Source organism: Arsukibacterium perlucidum DSM 18276, assembly GCF_000382165.1.
GTDB classification, from domain to species: Bacteria; Pseudomonadota; Gammaproteobacteria; order Enterobacterales; family Alteromonadaceae; genus Alishewanella; species Alishewanella perlucidum.
This window is the reverse complement of the sequence record NZ_KB907716.1, coordinates 66184-85193: the sequence shown is the minus strand read 5'-3', so window position 1 is coordinate 85193 and position 19010 is coordinate 66184. Positions and strand designations below refer to the sequence as shown.

Below are 19010 nucleotides of genomic sequence, written 5' to 3'. Positions count from 1 at the left end.
GAGGGTGTTCAATATTCTGTGTCAGCCTGATCACAGGTCAATATGAGCGTCTAAACGCCCCTCGAAGTGTATCGACAGCTGTGACAGCGTCAGATTCCAGTTTTGCACCGGGTGGGTCCAACGCTCAGATGCCTGCAAGATACCGGCATAGAGCAGCTTAAGCAAACTGTTTTCATTGGCGAATCCGCCCTTGGTTTTGGTCAGTTTGCGGAACTGGCGATGCACGGCTTCTACGGCATTCGTAGTGTAGATGGCAGTTCTAACGTAGTCCGGGTATTTAAAATAGGCTGATAGCGTCTGCCATTTATTACGCCAGGATTTAATCACCACCGGATACTTCTCTCCCCATTTAGCCTCAAGCTCGTCCAGTGCTGATTCGGCGGCGTTTAACGTGGTGGCTTTGTACACGCACTTTAAATCCGCCATAAAGGCTTTCTGGTTCTTGCTGGCCACGTACTTAAGCGAGTTACGGATTTGGTGAATAATGCAGTGCTGTATCTCGGTCCTGGGATAAATACTCTCAATCGCTTCAGGGAAGCCTTTGAGGCCATCAACACAGGCGATGAGGATGTCTTTCACACCGCGATTATGCAGGTCTGTCAGCACGCTTAACCAGTGATGTGCACCTTCGTGCTCAGACAGATACAGGCCCAGTAATTCCTTTTTGCCTTCTACATTGACCGCCAGTATGGTGTAAACGGCTTTGCTGATGTAGCGGCCATTTTCTTTGATTTTGTAGTGGATGGCATCGAGCCAGACGATGGGGTAAATCGGGTCTAGTTCCCGCTCACGCCAAGCTTGCAACTCAGGTAACAGTTTGTCGGTAACGGCGTTGAGCGTTCCGTTAGAGATACTGATACCGTACATTTCTTCGATGTGTGCACGGATATCCTGATAGCTGGTGCCAAGGGCAAACAAGCCGATGATTTTACGCTCCAGCTCGTCGGTTAACTGGGTCTGGTGCTTTTTGACGATTTGCGGTTCAAAGCTACCGGCACGGTCTCGCGGCGTATTTAATTCAAAGCTGCCGGAGGTACTTTTCATGGTTTTGGCTGAGCTGCCGTTCTTGCGATTAGGCACTTCACCTTGCTCAAGGTGCTGTTCTAACTCGGCCTGCATCGCTGCTTCTGTCAGTTGTTTAATTAACGGCGTTAAGATACCGTCTTTACCGGACAAGCCTCTGCCATCACGTAATGCCTGAATGGCCGCTTGCATATCGAAAGTTGGGTTGGTCATGTGTCATCTCTTTTTCGCTTAGTTTAATGAAATGACACAGAATTTTGAACACTACCAGCAGCAGCCTCTGTCAATTCTGCGGTAGCTTCCGTGCTAACCTTTACCTTCAAGCTCAGCTCCTAATCCGGCTTCTGGCGCGCGAAATGGCTTCATCAGCATCTAGCAGTTCAGCTTTGCCTGATTTAATGTCTTTAATCCGACGGCAAACCTCAAGGTCCCAGGCCTCTGCCACACTAGGATCGGCTGGACCATCTAAACTCGCAACCAAATCATGTGCAAGTTTAGCGCGCTCTTTCTCAGATAAGGCCATAGCGGCAATAGTGATATTCTCAAGTTGCACTGTTTCCATTACATCACCAAAAAATTTCAAAATAGCGATGAACAAATGATGCACCAAAATTACCCCCATAACAAGGCCAAGCAATGCGGCAGCCTTATATCTATCGGAGGGTAAACAGAAGGAAAGGAACTTAATTTGACCGGAAATAATAAAGCGCTTAATGAGTAAAAAAACTTAAAGCAAGCTGACCCTATCGAGAATAAAAATACATCAGTTTAGTTAATCGAAGATGTCGCCGGCAAAAATCTGGTTTGTCGGCGCAGTATTGTTAAGTAGTGCTTGTGCTAGTTCTGATGCCCTAACACATTTTTTTCGTTTTTCTTCGACGATTTAGCCGCTTTCTTCTCTTTGGCGGTTAATAGTGGTTTCTTCTTCACGTCTTTTTTACTGTCCTGGCCTTTGCTCATTTTAATCACCTGTGTTGTACGTAAGGGCCCGCGGCGCCATACGTTTAGCAGTATGGCCCTAATTACCCAAAGCGCAATAGCCGGCACTCAGGTTATTACTTTATTTCAATTAGTACTTCGTTATGGCGCAGCATTGGTAAGGTTAACGGGCCGTTATAGCCTGCTTCTACTGGCTCACTAATGGCGGTGTAGCCGTTTTCGCTAATCCAGGCCGTTAAGGTTTTAGTGTGTTTAGCAACATTGCGCTTGCTCAGGGTACCGCTGAATTTAATAGCGGCAACTTTATAGTTGTTAAGCTCAGTAACCTTCACCTCAGGGTTAGTAGGTTTAGGTGTGGTTTGCAGGGTAAAGTCTTTTGGCATCACAAATGACATCATGGCTTCGCCGGCCCTGTTATCCATAAATACCGGTGCTGTCATGGCAATTTCAGTACCCTTGGCGTTGTCCGTCGCCGTAGCGTTGTCCATAAACACCGGTGCTGTCATCGATATTTCAGTGGCGCCTTCGTTCTCACCACCGATATAGCGAAACAGTTTGCGAAAAGCGCTATTGCGGCCCTCGCCCGCCATACTGGTGGATACCAGCACCATAGCGTCATAATTGCGCACTTCAATATTGTTTTCAGCATCAGCTTTTAGCAAGGTATAGGGAGCAGTTTCCACGTTGCTCTGGCCAAATACCGAGCAACCGGCTAACAATACTGACGCAATAACAGAGAGTAAAAATTTCACGGTATGTCCTTAAATTGTTTGATGATAAGGCTTATACGAAGAACCGGACAAAATGTAGCATTTCTCGGTGAATTTTCATTGCGGCACCTGCCAGCCCTGCTCTGCCCTGGCAGCACACACCGGGTTACCCTCTGCCACCAATGACTCGGCGAAAAACCATTCCTTAAATACCTGCCACTGGTCATTAATCGGGCTTTGGCACTTGCCGTTGGCCTGGCTGGCAAATAAATCTTCTGTGCATTGCGGCGTATCAGGCAAGCTGCCACGGTAAGCGTAAGCATATACTACCTGGCAATGGCTGCTGACATAAGTACGAAACACCACCAGCCAGCCTTGCTGATAGCGTACCAGACTAAAACTGGGGATCCGGTGTTGTACCGCTGTGGCGATAACATCGGGCGCCTCGGCTTGCTCCAGCAAAACCAGCTCGCCATTCTGGCGCTGCCTTATCTGAATTTTTTCACCACGGCGCCAGGCAAAGCCATCATATTCCGTAGCCGCGGCTACAGTAGTCAGCGCATTTAAGCCCTTAACATCACGGCTTACTTCCTGGCGGATAGTCCGCTCAATTTGCTCGGCTTCAGACAAGGTTTGCATCTTGTCGCAAGCGGTTAACAGCACTAAAGCTGCAGCAGCAATTAAAAGTTTCAACACCATGCCCACCTTAATTCGACGATCTTAGCCTGTTGGCTCTGGCGCCAAGCGTTAAACCTGCCAGGCAGGCCAGCAACCAGAGTAATAGTGACAAAACAACATAACCCGATGCCAGCAGTATCTGCCCGGCCTGTAGTAATTGCATAAACTCCAGGCTGAATAGTGAGAAGGTAGTAAAGCCGGCACAGACCCCGCTTAACATAAACTGTTTTTGCCAGGCTGATACCTGCCAACGGCCATCCGGCCCGGTCAGGCTGACATAGCAGCCAATCCAGAATGAACCGAGCACATTCACCAGCAAGGTGGCTAGCGGTAAGCTGCCATCAGGCGTGGCCAGCCACAGCGAACAAGCAAACCGCATTAAGGCCCCTATTGCACTGCCAAGGCCTACTGCAACATAAAATCCGGGCCTTACCATATCAGGTTGCCCAGGCTAAAACCGGCGCATACCAAACTTAAACATAAGCCAAATGATAAGCCAATATTCAGCAATGCCTGGCGGTAATGGTGGCTCTGCCACAAGATAACGGTTTGCAGGCTGAATGATGATACGGTGGTATAGCTGCCTAAAAAACCGACGCTGATAACCAGGCCCCAATCAGAAAAATCGGGCTTTGCTAACACCAATGCAGCGATAAAGCCGATTACCAGGGCGCCACTGCTATTAACCAGTAAAGTACCCAGCGGAAACTGCACGCCCCAAAATCTGGCAACAGTATTGGCCACAGCAAAACGCAGCATGCCACCCGCGGCGGCGGCAAGCGCTGCTGGCAAAACTAACGAACCGGACAAGATGATGTCGTTCAAGCGCAAACTTAAATTGATGTTTGGGAGAATGCTGCAGACACTAACCGGCTGACCAGGGCCTGTCAAGCGGCTACCGGAAGGCAGTTTGTCCAAACATCTTGCGGTATATCAAATTTTTAATATGGTTTATTAATTGGGATTGTTGCTACTTTACGTTACAATTACGTTATTAGCGCCAGCAAACTTTCAGGAGTTAAAGTGCTACAGCAATTTTTACAGCAACTGCTGCATGCTTTAAAAAACCTGTTACCGATAGTGTTGGTGGTGTTGTTTTTTCAGTTCGCTATTTTCCAGAGCCTGCCCAGTGATCCTATAAGCATTATCATTGGTTTATTTATTGTTGCCATTGGTATCGCGCTTTTTTTACTGGGGCTGGAGCTGAGTATCTTTCCGGTTGGTAAAAACCTCGCCAACCAATTTGCCCGCAAAGGCTCTTTACCCATTTTAATGTGCTTTGGCTTTGCTATCGGTTTTGCCGCGGTAATTGCCGAACCGGCGCTGATTGCCGTAGCTGAGCAAGCCGAGCAAATCAGCCAGGGCCGGGTTAACGGCTTAACCTTAAGGCTGATTGTGGCATTGTCAGTTGGTGCCGTTATGGCGCTGGGTGTATTGCGGATAATTTTAGGCTGGCCTATTCACTGGTTAATGATTGGCGGCTATATCATCGTCTTGATGGTAACCTTTTTTGCCCCGGCCGAAATTGTCGGCCTGGCGTACGACTCGGGTGGCGTTACCACCAATATTGTTACCGTGCCCTTGATTGCAGCGCTGGGATTGGGCCTGGCCAGTTCAATCAAAGGCCGTAACCCACTGACTGATGGCTTTGGCCTGGTAGCACTTGCAGTAATGGTGCCGATGATCAGCGTTCAGTTGTATGGTATCTGGGTATATAACGTTAGCAGCGCCAGCGTCATCGACCAGATGGCCGCGGTACAACGTGAGCTGCACTGGTTAGTGCAAGCCCTGCTCGATTTAGCCACCATGATTAAAGATATTCTGCCAATGATTTTGGTGGTGCTGGTATTTCAATACCTTGTGTTAAGGCGGCCGCTGGCCCACCCGGTAAAAGTTATCGCTGGTTTCACCATGGTATTATTGGGCCTGTATGCTTTTGTACTTGGCCTGAAACTGGGGCTTTTTCCGGTAGGCAGCCTGATGGCAGAACAGCTGATTAATAAAGGCTATAACAGTTTAATTTTGCTGTTTGCTTTTATGATTGGCTTCGCCACCACTATGGCAGAGCCAGCGTTAATTGCCATTGGCAACCAGGCAGAACAAGCCGCCCGCGGTAAATTGCAGGGGTCAGTTATCCGGCTTATCGTGGCCTTTGGCGTAGCCATTGGTATTACCGTAGGCGTGTACCGCATCATCAGCGGCGATTCTATTCATTACTACATTATGGCTGGCTATGTGTTAGTGGTATTTCTCACTGCCCTCGCCCCTAAATATATTGTGGCGCTGGCCTTTGATTTAGGTGGTGTTACCACCTCTGAAGTTACCGTGCCTTTGGTAACCGCGCTGGGTATTGGCCTGGCCAGCTCGATTGAAGGCCGCAATGTGTTAATTGATGGCTTTGGCTTAATTGCCTTTGCCTCTATTTTTCCAATCATAACCGTAATGTTGTACGCCATAGTGGTGGAGCGGTTTAGCCAAGTCAGGAGTGATCCAACATGAAATTCTCAGCAATAGTGGTTATTGCCCCGGATGAGCTGGAAGAACAAGCCATCAGTCAGGCCAAACAAGCTGGCGCTACCGGTATTACTATTTTGTCAGGCCGTGGTATTGCTGCGGATAACCGCAAAACCTTTTTTGGTATGACCTTTGAAGGCAGCCAAACGGTGCTGTTGATGGTGGTAGCCAAACAATTATCGCTACCTATCTTAAAGAAAATGCAAAGCTTACTGCTGGATGATGGAGATTCACGCGGCATTGCCTTTACCGTGCCGATTGATCATTTAACCGGGCTGGATATGAGCCAGGTAATGAAGTTTGAACAACACTTGCGCGAGCAACATGATTAGGAGTTAACAATGGCCACAAAACTGGTAAAACATCTGATGGTAGCAGATGTGATCTGCATTTCGCCCTTTAGTACCCTGCGTGAAGCACTGAGCATGATGAAAAAGCATAATGTTAAGTGCCTGGTAGTCGATCGTCACAGCCCGCATGATGCTTATGGCTTGATTACCTACACCAATATTTTAAAAACCATTATTGCCGAAGAAGGCGATATCGATTTAATCAATGTCTACGACGTGTGCATTAAACCGGCCATTGCCGTTAGCCAGGAAATGGCGGTAAAACATGCTGCCGATTTAATGAGCCAGCATCGTTTAAAACGCTTGCTGGTCACCAGTGATAACCAGCTGGTTGGCTTGCTGACCATGGACGATATGATTAGCGATATCTTGCGACTGATTGACTAGCCCTGCTTTGCCAGAAGCGCTATCAGCTAAGGGCTAAAGATTAAGCAATAACAGCAATTGATTGCGCTGTGATTCGGCATCCTGAGCGTCAAACGGCAGCACGATGTCGTCTTTACCATTACCGGTTAAATCAGCCACCAGCACTTTACGGGCATCGCGTGGCAGGGTAAGTTTCAGCCGCTCCGATCGTTTGCTGAACAAGCGGCCCGGTTCCGGGCTGTAAAATCGTAGTTCATCGCCGCCCTCACCGACAATAAGACTTTTCTGGCCACTGCCATCCAGGTTTGCCAGCTCAAACAATGGCATATCGTAACGCAGGTTACTGATACTGACATCGATAGTGGCATTCTGTTTAAAATCTGCACTGCTGCTGTACTGCCGTTGTTCATTTAACAAGTAAAAATCGATATCAAGGTTAGCACTGCCCCGCAGTAACACCCGCACGATAGTGCCAACGCCAAAGTGAGTGCTGGGAATATAAAAATCTTTACGGCCATCGGCGTTAAAATCGTCAATCACTACCGCTATCGGCGACGTGTCAGTGGTGATCCGGGTATCCGGCTCTGCATTAAAGTTTAAGCCGGTAGCGGTTTTTTTACCAAAATGCACCCGAAAGCTGTTGTTACGCTCCAGCGCATCGGCCAGTTGCTCGCGGTTGACCACAATATCGGCAATACCATCACCATCAATGTCGGTAATATCCCGCAAACTATCTATATTCTGACCGCTGTAGCTTCGTCCGGCGTCATTACGCTGGTCGGCTTCCTGCTCGGTCGACAGGGAAACAGGCCAATTCTGGATTACCGGCTCAGTGTTAAAGCTACCATCAGCCAGTTGGTAAAACACCTGAAATTTACCACCGGCAACAAAGGCTAAATCGAGCCGGCCGTCTAAATCGACATCAACAACGAAATGGCGCCGTGGCTCATAACTGGGGCTGTCACGCCAGCTGGTTACCAGCGGGCCAATATTCAGCGAATATTGTCTAAAACTACCATCAGGCTGCTGCCGGAATAAATGGCTGTGATTAAAATCTGGCACCAGAAAATCAGCTCTGTTACTGCCAAGCTCCAGCACAAAGTCGGCGCTGCGTAGCCGGTTTTTGTCCAGCACCCGGTAAATAGAAGGGCTAACAACTAATTGCTCAAGCTGATTGCGCTCAGGGTTATAGGCGCTGATGCCATCCAGGGTAAGAAAAACCAGCGCCTGGCGGCTAAGCGGCTTGCTGTTTGTTGCCTTGCTGTTTGTTGCAGAGTCCTGCAAAACAGTAGCCTGATTAAAGTACTGGGCATTGCCAGGAATAGCCACTTGCTGTACCTGATAATCCGTCAGATTAACCAGGCTTAACCAACGCTCAAACTGGCTGAAGCCAGATACCGCCAACAGCTTGGCCTCATCCAGATGCACCATATTGCCATTGGCCGGATGCCCCAGCGCTATGGTGACCTTGTCCGGCTGCTTGGCAGCGAGCGGCGCACTGATTAATGCTAACAGTAAAAACCGGTAAATTGGCATAGCCATCCCTGAATTATTAAGCTAGTAGAGCGGCCACTCAATGGCCATCAAGTTAATCTGAACCAGGTTAGTGACTGAATACTATCAGCAAAGCAACCTGGATCAATCCGTTCCAACAGCATTAACAGCAGTTGCTGCTGTCAGGATCTGGTTAGGCAATGCAGGGCTAGTTACTCTGCTTTGCGAAATAGTCAGACAGCGCCTTAAAAAAAGTATATTCATCCAGCCCCACCCGGTACAGCGGCTTTGGTTGTGCCGCCCACTGCACCACTACCAGGTTGGTGTCAGGATCAACAAACACATACTGGCCAAAAATGCCTTCAGCAGCATAACTGTTGTCGTGCATTGGCCACAACATATAGCCATAATTAACCCTCTTGCCGCCTACTACCTGGCGGGTGCTGGCCGCTTGCATCCAGCCCTGTGGCAAGACACGAAGTTGCTGATTATCTTTGCTGATCATACCCTCATTTAGCATAAACAGCCCAAAACGGCCGTAATCACGCAAGGTTGCCGACAAACCACTGCCCCCTACCTCAAGGCCATCCGGCGATTGCAGCCACCAGTTAGCATTAGCTTCCATGCCAAGCGGCGCCCAGATTTTCTCTGACAAATACTCCGCCACCGGCTTACGGGTCGCTGCCCTAACCAACGCCCCGGCCAGCTGGGTTTCGCCGGTACTGTAATTCCAGACACTTCCCGGCGCGGCAGCACGTGGCAGTGAGGCCATTAAATCCAGCACCGCGCCTCGCTTAGCACTAATTTGCGCCTCCAGCATCCGCCGCCGGTCTGAGCCAGGGTCAGTGTAAGTTTCATTCCAGGCCACGCCCGAGCTCATCTGCAGCAGGTGTTTTACCGTTACCCCATCGTAAGCCGTGCCCTTAAAACCTGGCAGGTAGTCGGTAATTTCATCATCGATACTATTAATATGGCCGTCATGTATCGCCGCACCAATTAAGATGGCGGTTATCGATTTTACCACCGACATCGACATCCAGCGGGTATGCTGATCATTACCCAGCAGGTATTTTTCGAACTTAATTTCGCCGTTATGAATAATCAACATGCCACTAACCCGGTTCATCGCCAGCACGTCGTATAAATCGTACGTCTGATCAGCAACGGTATAGCTAAATTCCTGCAACGGTGTGTCGCTATGCGGCAACTTACTAACCCAGTCGCCCCGCGCTACCGTGCGGGTTGGAAATAAGCGGTCAATATTGCGAAAGGTGTTTACCTGAATATCCGGATACAGTTTGCCATCATACACCTGGCGCACTGTGCCGATGGGTTCATTTGCATGCCGATAGGCTGGCTCTGTAGTGACGTTTGTTTCTGCAGAGATTTCACTACAACTAAAGATTAGCAAGGTAATTAAAGTGGAAAATTTCAAAAGTTGGAAGAAGGACATTTAGCGTTACTCCTTGTTATGCGTTACTCATAGTGGCTCCAAAGCCGGAGAACTTTAACCACTCGCTCCTGTTCCAACACCTGATATACCAGGCGATGCTGAATATTGATCCGACGTGAGTACGCTCCGGCAAGATCGCCAACCAGCTTTTCAAACGGAGGGGGCTTAGCGTATGGATCTGCGGAAATGAGTGTCAACAACTCTTGAGCTTTGAGCTTAAGGCCACTGGCGGCCAGCTTTTGGGCGTCTTTTTGAGCTTGCCTGGTATACACCAGTTTCCAACTCACCAGCCCAATTCCTCAACGCATTCTTTTACCGGGGTACTCATTCCCTCCCGAATAGATTCGCGCATACCAGGGACAGAAAGCAGATAAAGCGTTTCCTGTACTGCCGACCAGTCTTCTTCTGAAATCAATACCGCGTTGTTACGTTTGCCCATAATGACAACGGGCTGGTGTGACTCAGCAGTTTCATCAATCAACCGGTAAAGATTGCTACGGGCTTCAGTTGCGGTTATTCCAGTCATAACGCACCTCTTGCAGGGTTAACTTACTGTCGATTGTACGCCTTTAGGTACGTACGTCAAGACGCTCGCTTTTAACACCCTTACTTTTAACGCCAGTGCTTTGCACAAATCCAACATAGTACAAATACTACGCTCAGATACAACAAGGCCAGCGATGTGCTGGCCTTAGTAAAAGTGCATGTTGCTTGGTGTTAATGTAAATTAACGGGCATTAGTACTTTCAAAAATTTTATCGGCTGATGCGGCAACAAACCCGCTGTATAGCATACCGTTGCTTAATGGGTAACGGCGGGCGAACTCGTAAAAGCAGCTGGGGATAGTTGCTACCGTATCGCTGAACTGCACCTGGTGTAAATCAGCCAGGGTAGAGGACTGCTCCAGGTATACATCCGGAGTGCCTTTAATTTCACCGCCAGAGGTATTCAGTAAAAAGCCGGCTTGTTTCAGCTCGGTGTTTACCTGCTCTAAGCTTTCAAAACTGGCCAGCTCGTTTACGCTAACGGTAAAGTGGTTGGCGCGGTAACCCCAGGCAGCAACCCAGGCAGCGTATTCACTTTCAGCCAGCAGCTTTTCATAAGTGGCCTGGCTTACCTGCCAGTGCGTGCCGCTGTATAAAAAGTTATCAGCCGTTACTGCTTCATCTGGTATTTGCGCAACTAGTTCGGTGATGGTGTCACGTAAAAAGGCTGAACATTGATCCAGCAGCAATTCCGAGATAAACACTTTAGGCTGGTTGCGATCCGGGTGCTCAAAATGCTTGGCATAGAGCTTTTTCGCTGCAAAGTGATACTCACCGCACTCTTCGTAACCCAATGCCAGAAAATGTGCGGCCAGTTTGTCCAGGCCTACTTTTTCCAGGTTGAAAGTGCGCAGGGCAATATGGTCATTTATCACATCATCCTGTTGTGACGAACCCAGCAGCTGGTGCACTTTTTTAGCCGACGGCGTTACCGCTACATAGTCTTGCCATAAGTTGGCGAACAGGGCATTTACATCAGTGTGCATATCTACTCCGGTTTAGGTCTAATCACAATGTTTAAAAAGTTAACTTAATAAGGTTTATTTAACGGCGCGCATTATACAGCAATCGCGGCTTATCAGACCTGATCCAGATTAATAAAACGCGCCATACCGCCATCACTTAGCTGCAGAACTTCTGCCAGCTGCGGGCTGATGATTAAGCTATTGCTAACCTCATCATAACGGGCGGCTTTGCCAAAGCTGGCCCGAAAATCCCGGATTGCAGTATTTGCCACCGCCAGCGTAAACTCGCCCTGGGCATCTTCTGCTGTAGCAGCCACTTTTACCGGCACTTTCCTGCTGGCGGCGACTGATTTTATCTGGTGCAATGGCGCTTCAACCGTCGGCCCTGCATCGAATAAATCGATATAACCGCGATGGCTGAAGCCTTCTTTTTCCAACATCCGCAGTGCTGGCTTGGTGTTTTCATGCACCTGGCCAATTACCGCCTGAGCACTTGCTGGCAACAAGCCGACATAAATCGGGTGGCGCGGCATCAGCTCAGCAATAAACGCTTTTTTACCTACCCCAATCAACTGATCGGCAGTCGGGAAATCGATGGTTAAAAACAGCTTTTGCAGCCAGTGCCAGAATGGTGGCTGGCCATCTTTATCGGCGGCACCGCGCATTTCGGCAATCACTTTACTGGCGAAACGCTGGGGGTGCTCGGCCATAAATAAAAACCGTACCTTAGATAAAAAGCGCCCGGCATGGTTACGGCGGTAGCTTTCGCGCAAAAACAGCGTACAAATTTCCGAGGCACCAGTGTAGTCATTACACAGGGTCAGGGTACGCAGCTGGTTCATCACGTTCAGCTCAGCACTGTGGTGAATAACGGTGTTTTGCTGAAAATGATACAGTGGGGTTTGCAAGCCAACGGCGGCTTCAATACCGGTAGTCCCGACTATTTCGCCGCTAGTGGTATCTTCCAGCACAAACAAATAACCCTGATCGCCAGGCGCAGTTACGTCGGCATTAAAGCTTTGCTCGGCATGCTTAATTTTTTGGGTTAAGCGTGCATCATGCACCGGCAAGGAGGTAAAGCCATGGCCGGATTCAATGGCGATTTGTTTTAATGCCGCAAAATCAGCGGCAGTAATAGGCCTGATAACCAACATAATTTACGCCTGCTTTGCTGCGGCGATCTGAGCAATCGCTTGCTCAAACCGCGCCATGCCTTCAATAATATCGGCATCCGGAATAACTAAACTTGGCGCAAAGCGCACTACGTTCATCCCGGCAACCAGGGTCATTACCCCGTGCTCAGCGCCCGCCAGCATAATATCCCGCGCTTTACCGGCATAATCAGCATTTAATACCGCACCAATTAATAAGCCCATACCACGTACTTCACTAAATACCTGGTATTTATCGTTGATCCGCTGTAATTCCTGCTTAAACAGCTCTGCTTTGGCCTGCACGCCGTTAAGTACTGCCGGGGTATTCACCGTGTCCACTGCCGCCAGCGCCACCGCACAAGCCAATGGGTTACCGCCATAGGTAGAACCGTGGGTGCCGACCACTAAGTGCTTGGCAATCTCGGTGGTAGTTAACATAGCACCAATCGGGAAGCCGCCACCCAGCGCTTTGGCTGTGGTGAGAATATCCGGGGTAACGCCATAAGCCATATAGGCATACAACTGGCCGGTACGGCCGACGCCGGTTTGCACTTCATCAAAAATCAGCAGCGCATTGTTGGCATCGCACAGTTCACGCACACCTTTAATAAAGTCGTGAGTAGCTGGTACCACACCGCCCTCGCCCTGCATCGGCTCAACCATTACCGCACAGGTATTGGCACTGATCAGCGCCTTTAAGCTATCCAGGTTATTAAACTCGGCGTGCTCGATGCCTTCCGGCTTCGGGCCAAAGCCATCAGAATAGGCAGGCTGGCCACCAACCGTGACAGTAAAGAAAGTACGGCCATGAAAGCCCTGTTTAAACGAGATGATCTGGTCTTTATGCTCGCCATACTTGTCTTTAGCATAACGACGGGCCAGTTTCAGTGCAGCTTCGTTGGCTTCGGCGCCTGAGTTGGCAAAGTAGACTTTTTCCGCGAAGGTATTATCGACCAGCGCTTTGGCAAGCAGTAGTGCAGGCTCGTTGGTTAATACATTAGATAAATGCCACAGCTTATCGGCCTGATCTTTTAAGGCAGTAACTAAAGCCGGATGACAATGGCCCAGACAATTAACAGCAATACCACCGGCAAAATCGATATACTCTTTGCCCGCCTGGTCCCACAGCTTCGACCCCTGGCCTTTTACCGGAATAATCTGCGCCGGGGCATAGTTTGGTACCATTACTTCATCAAATAAACTTCTGCTTACTACCATTTTTATAACCTCTGTCTTTTTGCCAAAGCCCCGTCAATGTTGTTAGTGTTAGTTGGGGCGGAAATAATGCCATTATTATATTGGCTAACCTTAGCAATGTGCAGTATCATTATTGACAATTTAATAGGTAATTACGCCATTTTAACGGGTAGATTTAGCAAAATGTCAGAAAGCTCTATTAAAAGCTCAATTACCAAAGAAGATGAAAAACTATTAGCGGTGCTACAACATAACGCCCGGGCCAGTATTTCTGATTTAGCCCGTCAGCTCAACGTGTCACGCTCTACCGTGCAAACCCGGCTGCAAAAACTGGAATTAAGTGGGGTAATTAAAGGCTACACGGTAGAGTACGGCGATGCGTATTTAGCCACCTTGGTAGCAGCCCATGTCAGTATCAAAGTGCGTCAGAAACTAACCGCCCGCACCAATATTGAGCTTAAGCAGATTCCTCAGGTGGCGGCACTGTATGCCATCAGCGGCGAATATGACTTAATTGCCATAGTACAGGCGCAAAATACCGAGCAGCTGAGCCATATTCTGGATGACATAGGCAACCTGGAAGGGGTGGAACGCACCACGTCTTCGGTTATTCTGGAAACCAAGTTTAAACGTTAAGGAACGTCTGATGTCAGAGCAGCAAACTCAGGTCAGCCTGCGCGAAGCATTCTTGTACTGGCTGAAACTGGGTTTTATCAGCTTTGGTGGCCCGGCCGGCCAGCTTGGTATGATGCACCAGGAGCTGGTGGAAAAACGCCGTTGGCTATCAGAGCAACGTTTTTTGCACGCCCTGAATTACACGATGCTGCTACCGGGGCCGGAAGCACAGCAACTGGCTACTTACATCGGCTGGCTGCTGCATGGCAAACGCGGCGCTTTTATTGCAGGTGGGCTGTTTATTCTGCCATCGTTCTTCATTTTATCTTTATTAGCCTGGCTCTATCTGGCGCATGGCGACTTACCGCTGCTGCAAGGCGTGCTGTATGGTATTAAGCCCGCCGTTACCGCCATCGTGTTATTTGCTGGCTGGCGCCTGGCAAAGAAAACCCTGCATACCCCTACCCTGGCAGCGTTAGCGCTGTTGGCATTAATTGCTATTGCCGGCTTTAATGTGCCCTTTCCACTTATTATCTTAATTGCTGCATTGGCAGGTTGGCTATTAATGAAGTGGTGTCCAGCGCAGCTGAAGGCGCCAGCTGCCCAGCACTCAATGACAGCGCAAGCCGCCAGTGCTGCGCAAACTACAGCTATTATTAATGACGACAACGCACCAACCGCTGCACAACGCTTTAGCTGGCGCAAACTGCTAGTGGCAGTGACAATAGGCATCGCCATCTGGCTGGCGGCGATTGGCTTGCTAACGGCTATTTATGGCTGGCATAGCACCCAAACCCAACTGGCCTGGTTTTTCACCAAGGCCGCATTGCTCACCTTTGGCGGTGCTTATGCGGTATTGCCTTATGTGTATCAGGCAGCGGTAGAGCAATATCAGTGGCTAACGGCGCTGCAAATGATTGATGGCCTGGCACTGGGCGAAAGCACCCCTGGGCCGCTGATTATGGTAGTAACCTTTGTTGGTTTTGTGGCCGGCTGGAGCGAGCAGTTATTTGGCCCGGATAGTTTATTCCAGGCCGGGTTTATGGCGGCGGCCATCGTTACCTTCTTCACCTTTTTGCCGTCTTTTCTGTTTATTATTGCCGGCGCGCCTCTAGTGGAAGCCAGCCGTCAGCAAGCAGCTTTTACCGGGCCATTAACTGGCGTTACCGCCGCTGTAGTCGGGGTAATAGTTAATCTGGCGCTGTTTTTTGGCTACTATGTGCTGTGGCCAGAGGGGTTAAGCGGTAAGGTTGATATTATCTCCTTGCTGCTGGGCCTGGCAGCCGGCCTGGCGTTATTTAAATTTGAGCAAAGTATTATGCGGGTATTGGCAGCAGCAGCCGTGGCCGGCATGCTGCTTAGTCTGGTCCAGGGCCTGCTCTAACGCCTGTTAAGGGTAACGGTAGGTTGCCGTTGTTGTTGCCACAGGGCTGGTGTGGCTTTTAAATAATCGATCATCGCCGCGGCAGCCACCTTGCAGTCGTTGCCCGCTACTTTACACGGCAGGCCACCGGCCTGCTGATACTGCGGCACAAAAGCCTGCTGGCCACTGCTGTCAGTAATCGCTGCTACCCGGTTAAGCGGATAAATGGCCAGTTGCTGCTGTTCAATAATCACGTCAATCCGATCGGTACTTTGCTGCTGTACCTGCTGTAACCTTTGCCAGCCATCGTTTCCATTAGCTAAATAACTGGTAGTTGCCAGGCGGTATGTTGCCTCCGGCTCAATATCCTGCCAGCGCTCACCCTGCAACCATTGCAACTGCTCCAGTACTGCCTGACCATTTTCCGCTTCACGGGCGATATAGCGTAAATGGCTGGCATATGGGAATTTGCCGGCATGGGCGCCCTCTGGCAAGGTGGCACTAATCACCTGATGCAGCAATTCACTAAGCTCAGCGCCGGTTACCGTCAAAATACTGAGTGGAGTATCAAAGGGTAATACTTCTAAGCGGATATGGCCTTCATAAATGGCACCGGCTTCCAGATTAGCGCGGATATTACCGGCGCCAATTAAGCTGAAATCGACCTTGCGGCCGGTTTTAGCCCGCACCGCCGGCTGATTTAACCAATAATACATGGCATCGCTAATATGGCCGGCCAATACCGAGCCATGCTGATCACTGCCACCCGTGCCCGGCAACCGCACATGATTAATCGTTTGCTCGGTAGCACTGATTTGCTCACCATAGGCTTTACGCACCGCGGGCAAGTACACCTCATTTAACACCTGACGCAACTGTGAATTCTCTTCAGTGATAGCAGTACGTTTAAGCTGGTTAATATAACTTTCAGTTTTGGCCTGCTCCGAGGACGCAATCCGGCTATTTTCACTGCGCAGCGCCAACCTGAAATAGTCGCGGCTGGCCAGTAAGGTGTTTTCGCCCTGGCATTGGTTTAAGCGGCCAGCATTATCAAATTTAAGCTCTGCCGCCCCGACTGCCTGGGCAAACTGACCGGCCTGCACAATACAGGTCTGGCCGACACCATCCGGGTTGGTTAACAGCTCCGCATAAGGCGGCTGTTGGCCCAGATACCATTGGCGAAAATCGCCGAGTAAACTGTGGGAATGGCCGCCGACAATCACGTCAATACCACTAACCTGCTGTGCTAATCTCTGATCTCGCTGATGCCCTAAATGGGTCAGCGCAATTATGTGGCTAATCCCCTGCGCCTGCAGATAATCGACAGTTGCCTGGGCCGATGCCACCTCGGCGGCAAACACCAGCTCGCCGGTACCGGGTACCATACTGCGCATATCTTCCAGCGCTAAGCCAAACACCGCAACAATAGTTTTACCTGCCGCGTCGGCCTGGTTACTAACCCGGCTAAAACGAGTGCCGTCAACCGCAAACAACTGATAGCGTTTTAAGTTGCTAACGTTAGCCAGCAACTGCTCGGCAGTGGTATCGACATTAGCAGCCAGCAGCGGGAAGTTAATATTGGCGGCAAAATCGGCCAGTTTCGCCAGGCCAATATCAAACTCGTGATTACCGAGTGCCATCGCATCCAGGCCCATCCGGTTCAGAATATCGATATTAATTTTTTGCTCAAATAGTTCGAAATAGGCACTGCCTTTAAAGGCATCACCACCATGCAAAAATAATGAGGCTACGCCGTTGGCGCTTGCCTGTTGTTGTAATTGCTGTGCCTTGGTTAACAGCCGCGGATGGCCACCAATAAAAGTATACAGTGGCTCGCCATCTGGTCCCTGCACTTTGGCTGGGGTAGCATCAAACTGAGAATGAGTATCGTTAATATGGACCAGAGTCAGACGTAAGCCATCGGCAACATTTACGCCAGTGCTAACAGCATTCGGGCTGCTGCAACCGGCTATAACGCCTGCAATTGATAACGACAGAGAAAGCGCGATAACACGTTGGGAAAACAACATAAACAGGTCCGTTTTACTGAAAACTAAAACAAACCGCTACCATAGCAAGGTATCGGTTGAATGGCATTAACCGGCAACATAGATCTACCGGATTTTTAGCTATAAAGCCAAGGCAATCTTTGCTGCCAGCGCTTTTATTTTTTCCATGTCACCTTGCTCGGCGCCATGGCGTTTAAGCTGGGATAAATGGGCTGGAATAAGATGAAAATGCAAATGCCGCACCGTCTGGCCGGCACCTTCGCCGTTAAGCTGCATCAGCACGACGCCTTCCGCACCCAGTTCTGATTTTTGCGCTGCCATCACTTTCTGGACGGTGGTCATGGTATGGGTAAGCTGGTCAGCCGGAATCTCCAGCAAGGTGGTGGCTGCAAATTTAGGGATCACTAAGGCATGGCCGTCAGCCTGCGGCATAATGTCCATAAACGCCAGGCTATAGTCGTCTTCATATATTTTAAAACAGGGAATTTCACCACGCAGAATTTTGGCGAAAATATTATTGGTATCGTAGCTCATGCAATACTCCTTGTTGCGGGCCGTTACAGCAAATGTAGTTGATTATGCCAGTACCGAAAGCAAAAATGCCAGAGTATGGTAAATGAATACATATAAAACGCGGGCTGGAACCCGGCATAACCCGTAAACTCAAAAAGAAAACTAGCTGCAACACCCGCCCCGGCTCGCCACAGCAACTCATTCGCTTTCGCTCATTCAGACACTCTGTGGCGACCGAAACGGGGTTCCAGCCGCTTTTCAGACTTAAGTTAGTTTACTAAATATTTTGCGTGAAAGCGTAAGTGCTGCTCAATAAAACTGGCGATAAAATAATAGCTGTGGTCATAACCGGGTTGCAGCCGGATCTGCGATTTAGTGCCGCTTTGCTCTGCCGCGGCAATTAAAGTGTCGGTGCGCAATTGCTCAGGGTAAAAGTTATCTGCTGTACCCTGATCGACCAGAATTGGCAATTCCTTTTCCGTTTTAGCCAGCAACTCTGAAGCATCATAATGAACCCATTGGCTTTGATCATCGCCCAAATAGCCGCTAAATGCTTTGATACCCCAAGGGCTTTTTAGTGGGTTACATATTGGCGAAAAAGCCGAAATTGAGCGATAACGCTCAGGATTACGCAAGCCAATAACCAGCGCACCATGGCCGCCCATAGAGTGGCCACTAATGGCCCGCACTGCTGATACCGGCAACTCAGCCTCAACCAGTGCTGGTAATTCACTGACGATATAGTCATACATCTGGTAGTGTTTTACGAAAGGCTCACGGGTAGCATTGACATAAAAGCCGGCACCTAAACCAAAATCGTAGGCGCCGTCTGGATCATCCGGCACGCCTTCGCCGCGCGGGCTGGTATCCGGAATAATCAAAGCTATGCCCAATTCGGCTGCTACCCGCTGGGCGCCGGCTTTACCTGAGAAATTCTCATCGGTGCAGGTCAGGCCCGATAGCCAGTACAGCGCGGGTACCTTGCTGGTTTGTGCCTGAGGTGGCAGAAATACCGAGAACTGCATTTCGCAGTTGGTTACAGCTGATTGATGTTTAAAACGAAGTTGTTTACCACCAAAGCAAAGTTGTTCGCTAACTTTGGTTAAAGCTGAAGTTGTCATA

22 protein-coding genes are annotated in these 19010 nt (G+C 49.5%); 5 read left to right on the top strand and 17 right to left on the bottom strand.

The features are described 5' to 3' along the window. Nucleotides 1-30: 30 nt before the first annotated feature. The 7 genes from H141_RS0112610 to crcB all read right to left on the bottom strand — a co-directional run bounded on the left by H141_RS0112610 (nt 31) and on the right by crcB (nt 4142). The gene (locus tag H141_RS0112610) at nt 31-1236 is read right to left on the bottom strand and encodes an IS256 family transposase (RefSeq protein WP_019676638.1); all 1206 of its coding nucleotides are present in this window, start codon (nt 1234-1236) and stop codon (nt 31-33) included. A 112-nt stretch (nt 1237-1348) separates the two neighbouring features. Then, entirely contained in the window at nt 1349-1645 is a 297-nt protein-coding gene (locus H141_RS0112605; RefSeq protein ID WP_019676637.1) for an addiction module protein, read from the bottom strand. A gap of 215 nt (nt 1646-1860) precedes the next feature. Continuing rightward, nucleotides 1861-1983, bottom strand: coding sequence for a hypothetical protein (locus H141_RS22010; RefSeq protein ID WP_019676636.1), 123 nt, complete (start codon nt 1981-1983; stop codon nt 1861-1863). Nucleotides 1984-2078: 95 nt separating this feature from the next. Next, complete coding sequence (locus H141_RS0112595) at nt 2079-2714, bottom strand: SOUL family heme-binding protein (protein WP_019676635.1); 636 nt, start codon at nt 2712-2714, stop codon at nt 2079-2081. 75 nt (nt 2715-2789) lie between these two features. Further along, nucleotides 2790-3371, bottom strand: a complete 582-nt coding sequence (locus H141_RS0112590) for a hypothetical protein (protein ID WP_019676634.1) — start codon at nt 3369-3371, stop codon at nt 2790-2792. Nucleotides 3372-3378: 7 nt separating this feature from the next. Continuing rightward, complete coding sequence (locus H141_RS0112585; RefSeq protein ID WP_019676633.1) at nt 3379-3786, bottom strand: fluoride efflux transporter FluC; 408 nt, start codon at nt 3784-3786, stop codon at nt 3379-3381. Next, complete coding sequence (crcB, locus tag H141_RS0112580) at nt 3780-4142, bottom strand: fluoride efflux transporter CrcB (protein WP_205620386.1); 363 nt, start codon at nt 4140-4142, stop codon at nt 3780-3782. The genes H141_RS0112585 and crcB overlap by 7 nt, the downstream gene beginning before the upstream one ends. 231 nt (nt 4143-4373) lie before the next feature. Here crcB and H141_RS0112575 point away from each other — a divergent pair, with 231 nt between their 5' ends. The 3 genes from H141_RS0112575 to H141_RS0112565 are packed head-to-tail and all read left to right on the top strand — an operon-like array spanning nt 4374 to nt 6601. Further along, the gene (locus tag H141_RS0112575; protein ID WP_019676630.1) at nt 4374-5849 is read left to right on the top strand and encodes a DUF1538 domain-containing protein; all 1476 of its coding nucleotides are present in this window, start codon (nt 4374-4376) and stop codon (nt 5847-5849) included. Beyond that, nucleotides 5846-6196 (top strand): hypothetical protein, encoded by a 351-nt coding sequence (locus H141_RS0112570; protein WP_019676629.1) that lies wholly within the window; start codon nt 5846-5848, stop codon nt 6194-6196. Before H141_RS0112575 ends, H141_RS0112570 begins: the two co-directional genes overlap by 4 nt. Nucleotides 6197-6205: 9 nt before the next feature. Beyond that, nucleotides 6206-6601, top strand: coding sequence for a CBS domain-containing protein (locus H141_RS0112565; protein WP_019676628.1), 396 nt, complete (start codon nt 6206-6208; stop codon nt 6599-6601). A gap of 33 nt (nt 6602-6634) precedes the next feature. Here the strand turns inward: H141_RS0112565 and H141_RS0112560 are convergent, their stop codons facing one another. From H141_RS0112560 to H141_RS0112530, 7 genes are all read right to left on the bottom strand, one after another. Beyond that, a complete protein-coding gene (locus H141_RS0112560; RefSeq protein WP_019676627.1) occupies nt 6635-8116 on the bottom strand; it encodes an FG-GAP repeat domain-containing protein in 1482 nt (493 codons plus the stop codon). A 166-nt stretch (nt 8117-8282) separates the two neighbouring features. After that, nucleotides 8283-9527 carry a serine hydrolase domain-containing protein gene (locus H141_RS0112555; protein ID WP_026349430.1) on the bottom strand — a complete coding sequence of 415 codons (1245 nt, stop codon included), beginning with the start codon at nt 9525-9527 and terminating at the stop codon, nt 8283-8285. Nucleotides 9528-9550: 23 nt separating this feature from the next. Continuing rightward, nucleotides 9551-9814 (bottom strand): Txe/YoeB family addiction module toxin, encoded by a 264-nt coding sequence (locus tag H141_RS0112550; RefSeq protein WP_019676625.1) that lies wholly within the window; start codon nt 9812-9814, stop codon nt 9551-9553. Continuing rightward, the gene (locus H141_RS0112545; RefSeq protein WP_019676624.1) at nt 9811-10053 is read right to left on the bottom strand and encodes a type II toxin-antitoxin system Phd/YefM family antitoxin; all 243 of its coding nucleotides are present in this window, start codon (nt 10051-10053) and stop codon (nt 9811-9813) included. Before H141_RS0112545 ends, H141_RS0112550 begins: the two co-directional genes overlap by 4 nt. A 201-nt stretch (nt 10054-10254) precedes the next feature. Continuing rightward, nucleotides 10255-11058: a DUF1338 domain-containing protein gene (locus H141_RS0112540; protein WP_019676623.1), complete on the bottom strand. Its 804-nt coding sequence runs from the start codon at nt 11056-11058 to the stop codon at nt 10255-10257. 92 nt (nt 11059-11150) lie between these two features. Next, the gene (gene astA / locus H141_RS0112535) at nt 11151-12191 is read right to left on the bottom strand and encodes an arginine N-succinyltransferase (RefSeq protein ID WP_019676622.1); all 1041 of its coding nucleotides are present in this window, start codon (nt 12189-12191) and stop codon (nt 11151-11153) included. Nucleotides 12192-12194: 3 nt separating this feature from the next. Further along, nucleotides 12195-13409: an aspartate aminotransferase family protein gene (locus H141_RS0112530; RefSeq protein WP_019676621.1), complete on the bottom strand. Its 1215-nt coding sequence runs from the start codon at nt 13407-13409 to the stop codon at nt 12195-12197. Between the two features lie 66 nt (nt 13410-13475). Here H141_RS0112530 and H141_RS0112525 point away from each other — a divergent pair, with 66 nt between their 5' ends. Together H141_RS0112525 and chrA are read left to right on the top strand one after the other, a co-directional pair. Beyond that, the gene (locus H141_RS0112525; RefSeq protein ID WP_240473122.1) at nt 13476-14024 is read left to right on the top strand and encodes an Lrp/AsnC family transcriptional regulator; all 549 of its coding nucleotides are present in this window, start codon (nt 13476-13478) and stop codon (nt 14022-14024) included. 10 nt (nt 14025-14034) lie between these two features. Continuing rightward, complete coding sequence (gene chrA, locus H141_RS0112520; protein ID WP_019676619.1) at nt 14035-15387, top strand: chromate efflux transporter; 1353 nt, start codon at nt 14035-14037, stop codon at nt 15385-15387. On the opposite strand, the gene H141_RS0112515 is transcribed toward chrA, so the two are convergent. The 3 genes from H141_RS0112515 to fghA form a co-directional block, all read right to left on the bottom strand. Continuing rightward, a complete protein-coding gene (locus H141_RS0112515; RefSeq protein ID WP_019676618.1) occupies nt 15384-17396 on the bottom strand; it encodes a bifunctional metallophosphatase/5'-nucleotidase in 2013 nt (670 codons plus the stop codon). The genes chrA and H141_RS0112515 overlap by 4 nt on opposite strands. Before the next feature lie 99 nt (nt 17397-17495). Beyond that, nucleotides 17496-17909: an HIT family protein gene (locus tag H141_RS0112510; protein WP_019676617.1), complete on the bottom strand. Its 414-nt coding sequence runs from the start codon at nt 17907-17909 to the stop codon at nt 17496-17498. Between the two features lie 248 nt (nt 17910-18157). After that, nucleotides 18158-19009, bottom strand: a complete 852-nt coding sequence (gene fghA / locus H141_RS0112505; RefSeq protein WP_019676616.1) for an S-formylglutathione hydrolase — start codon at nt 19007-19009, stop codon at nt 18158-18160. Nucleotide 19010 lies beyond the last annotated feature (1 nt).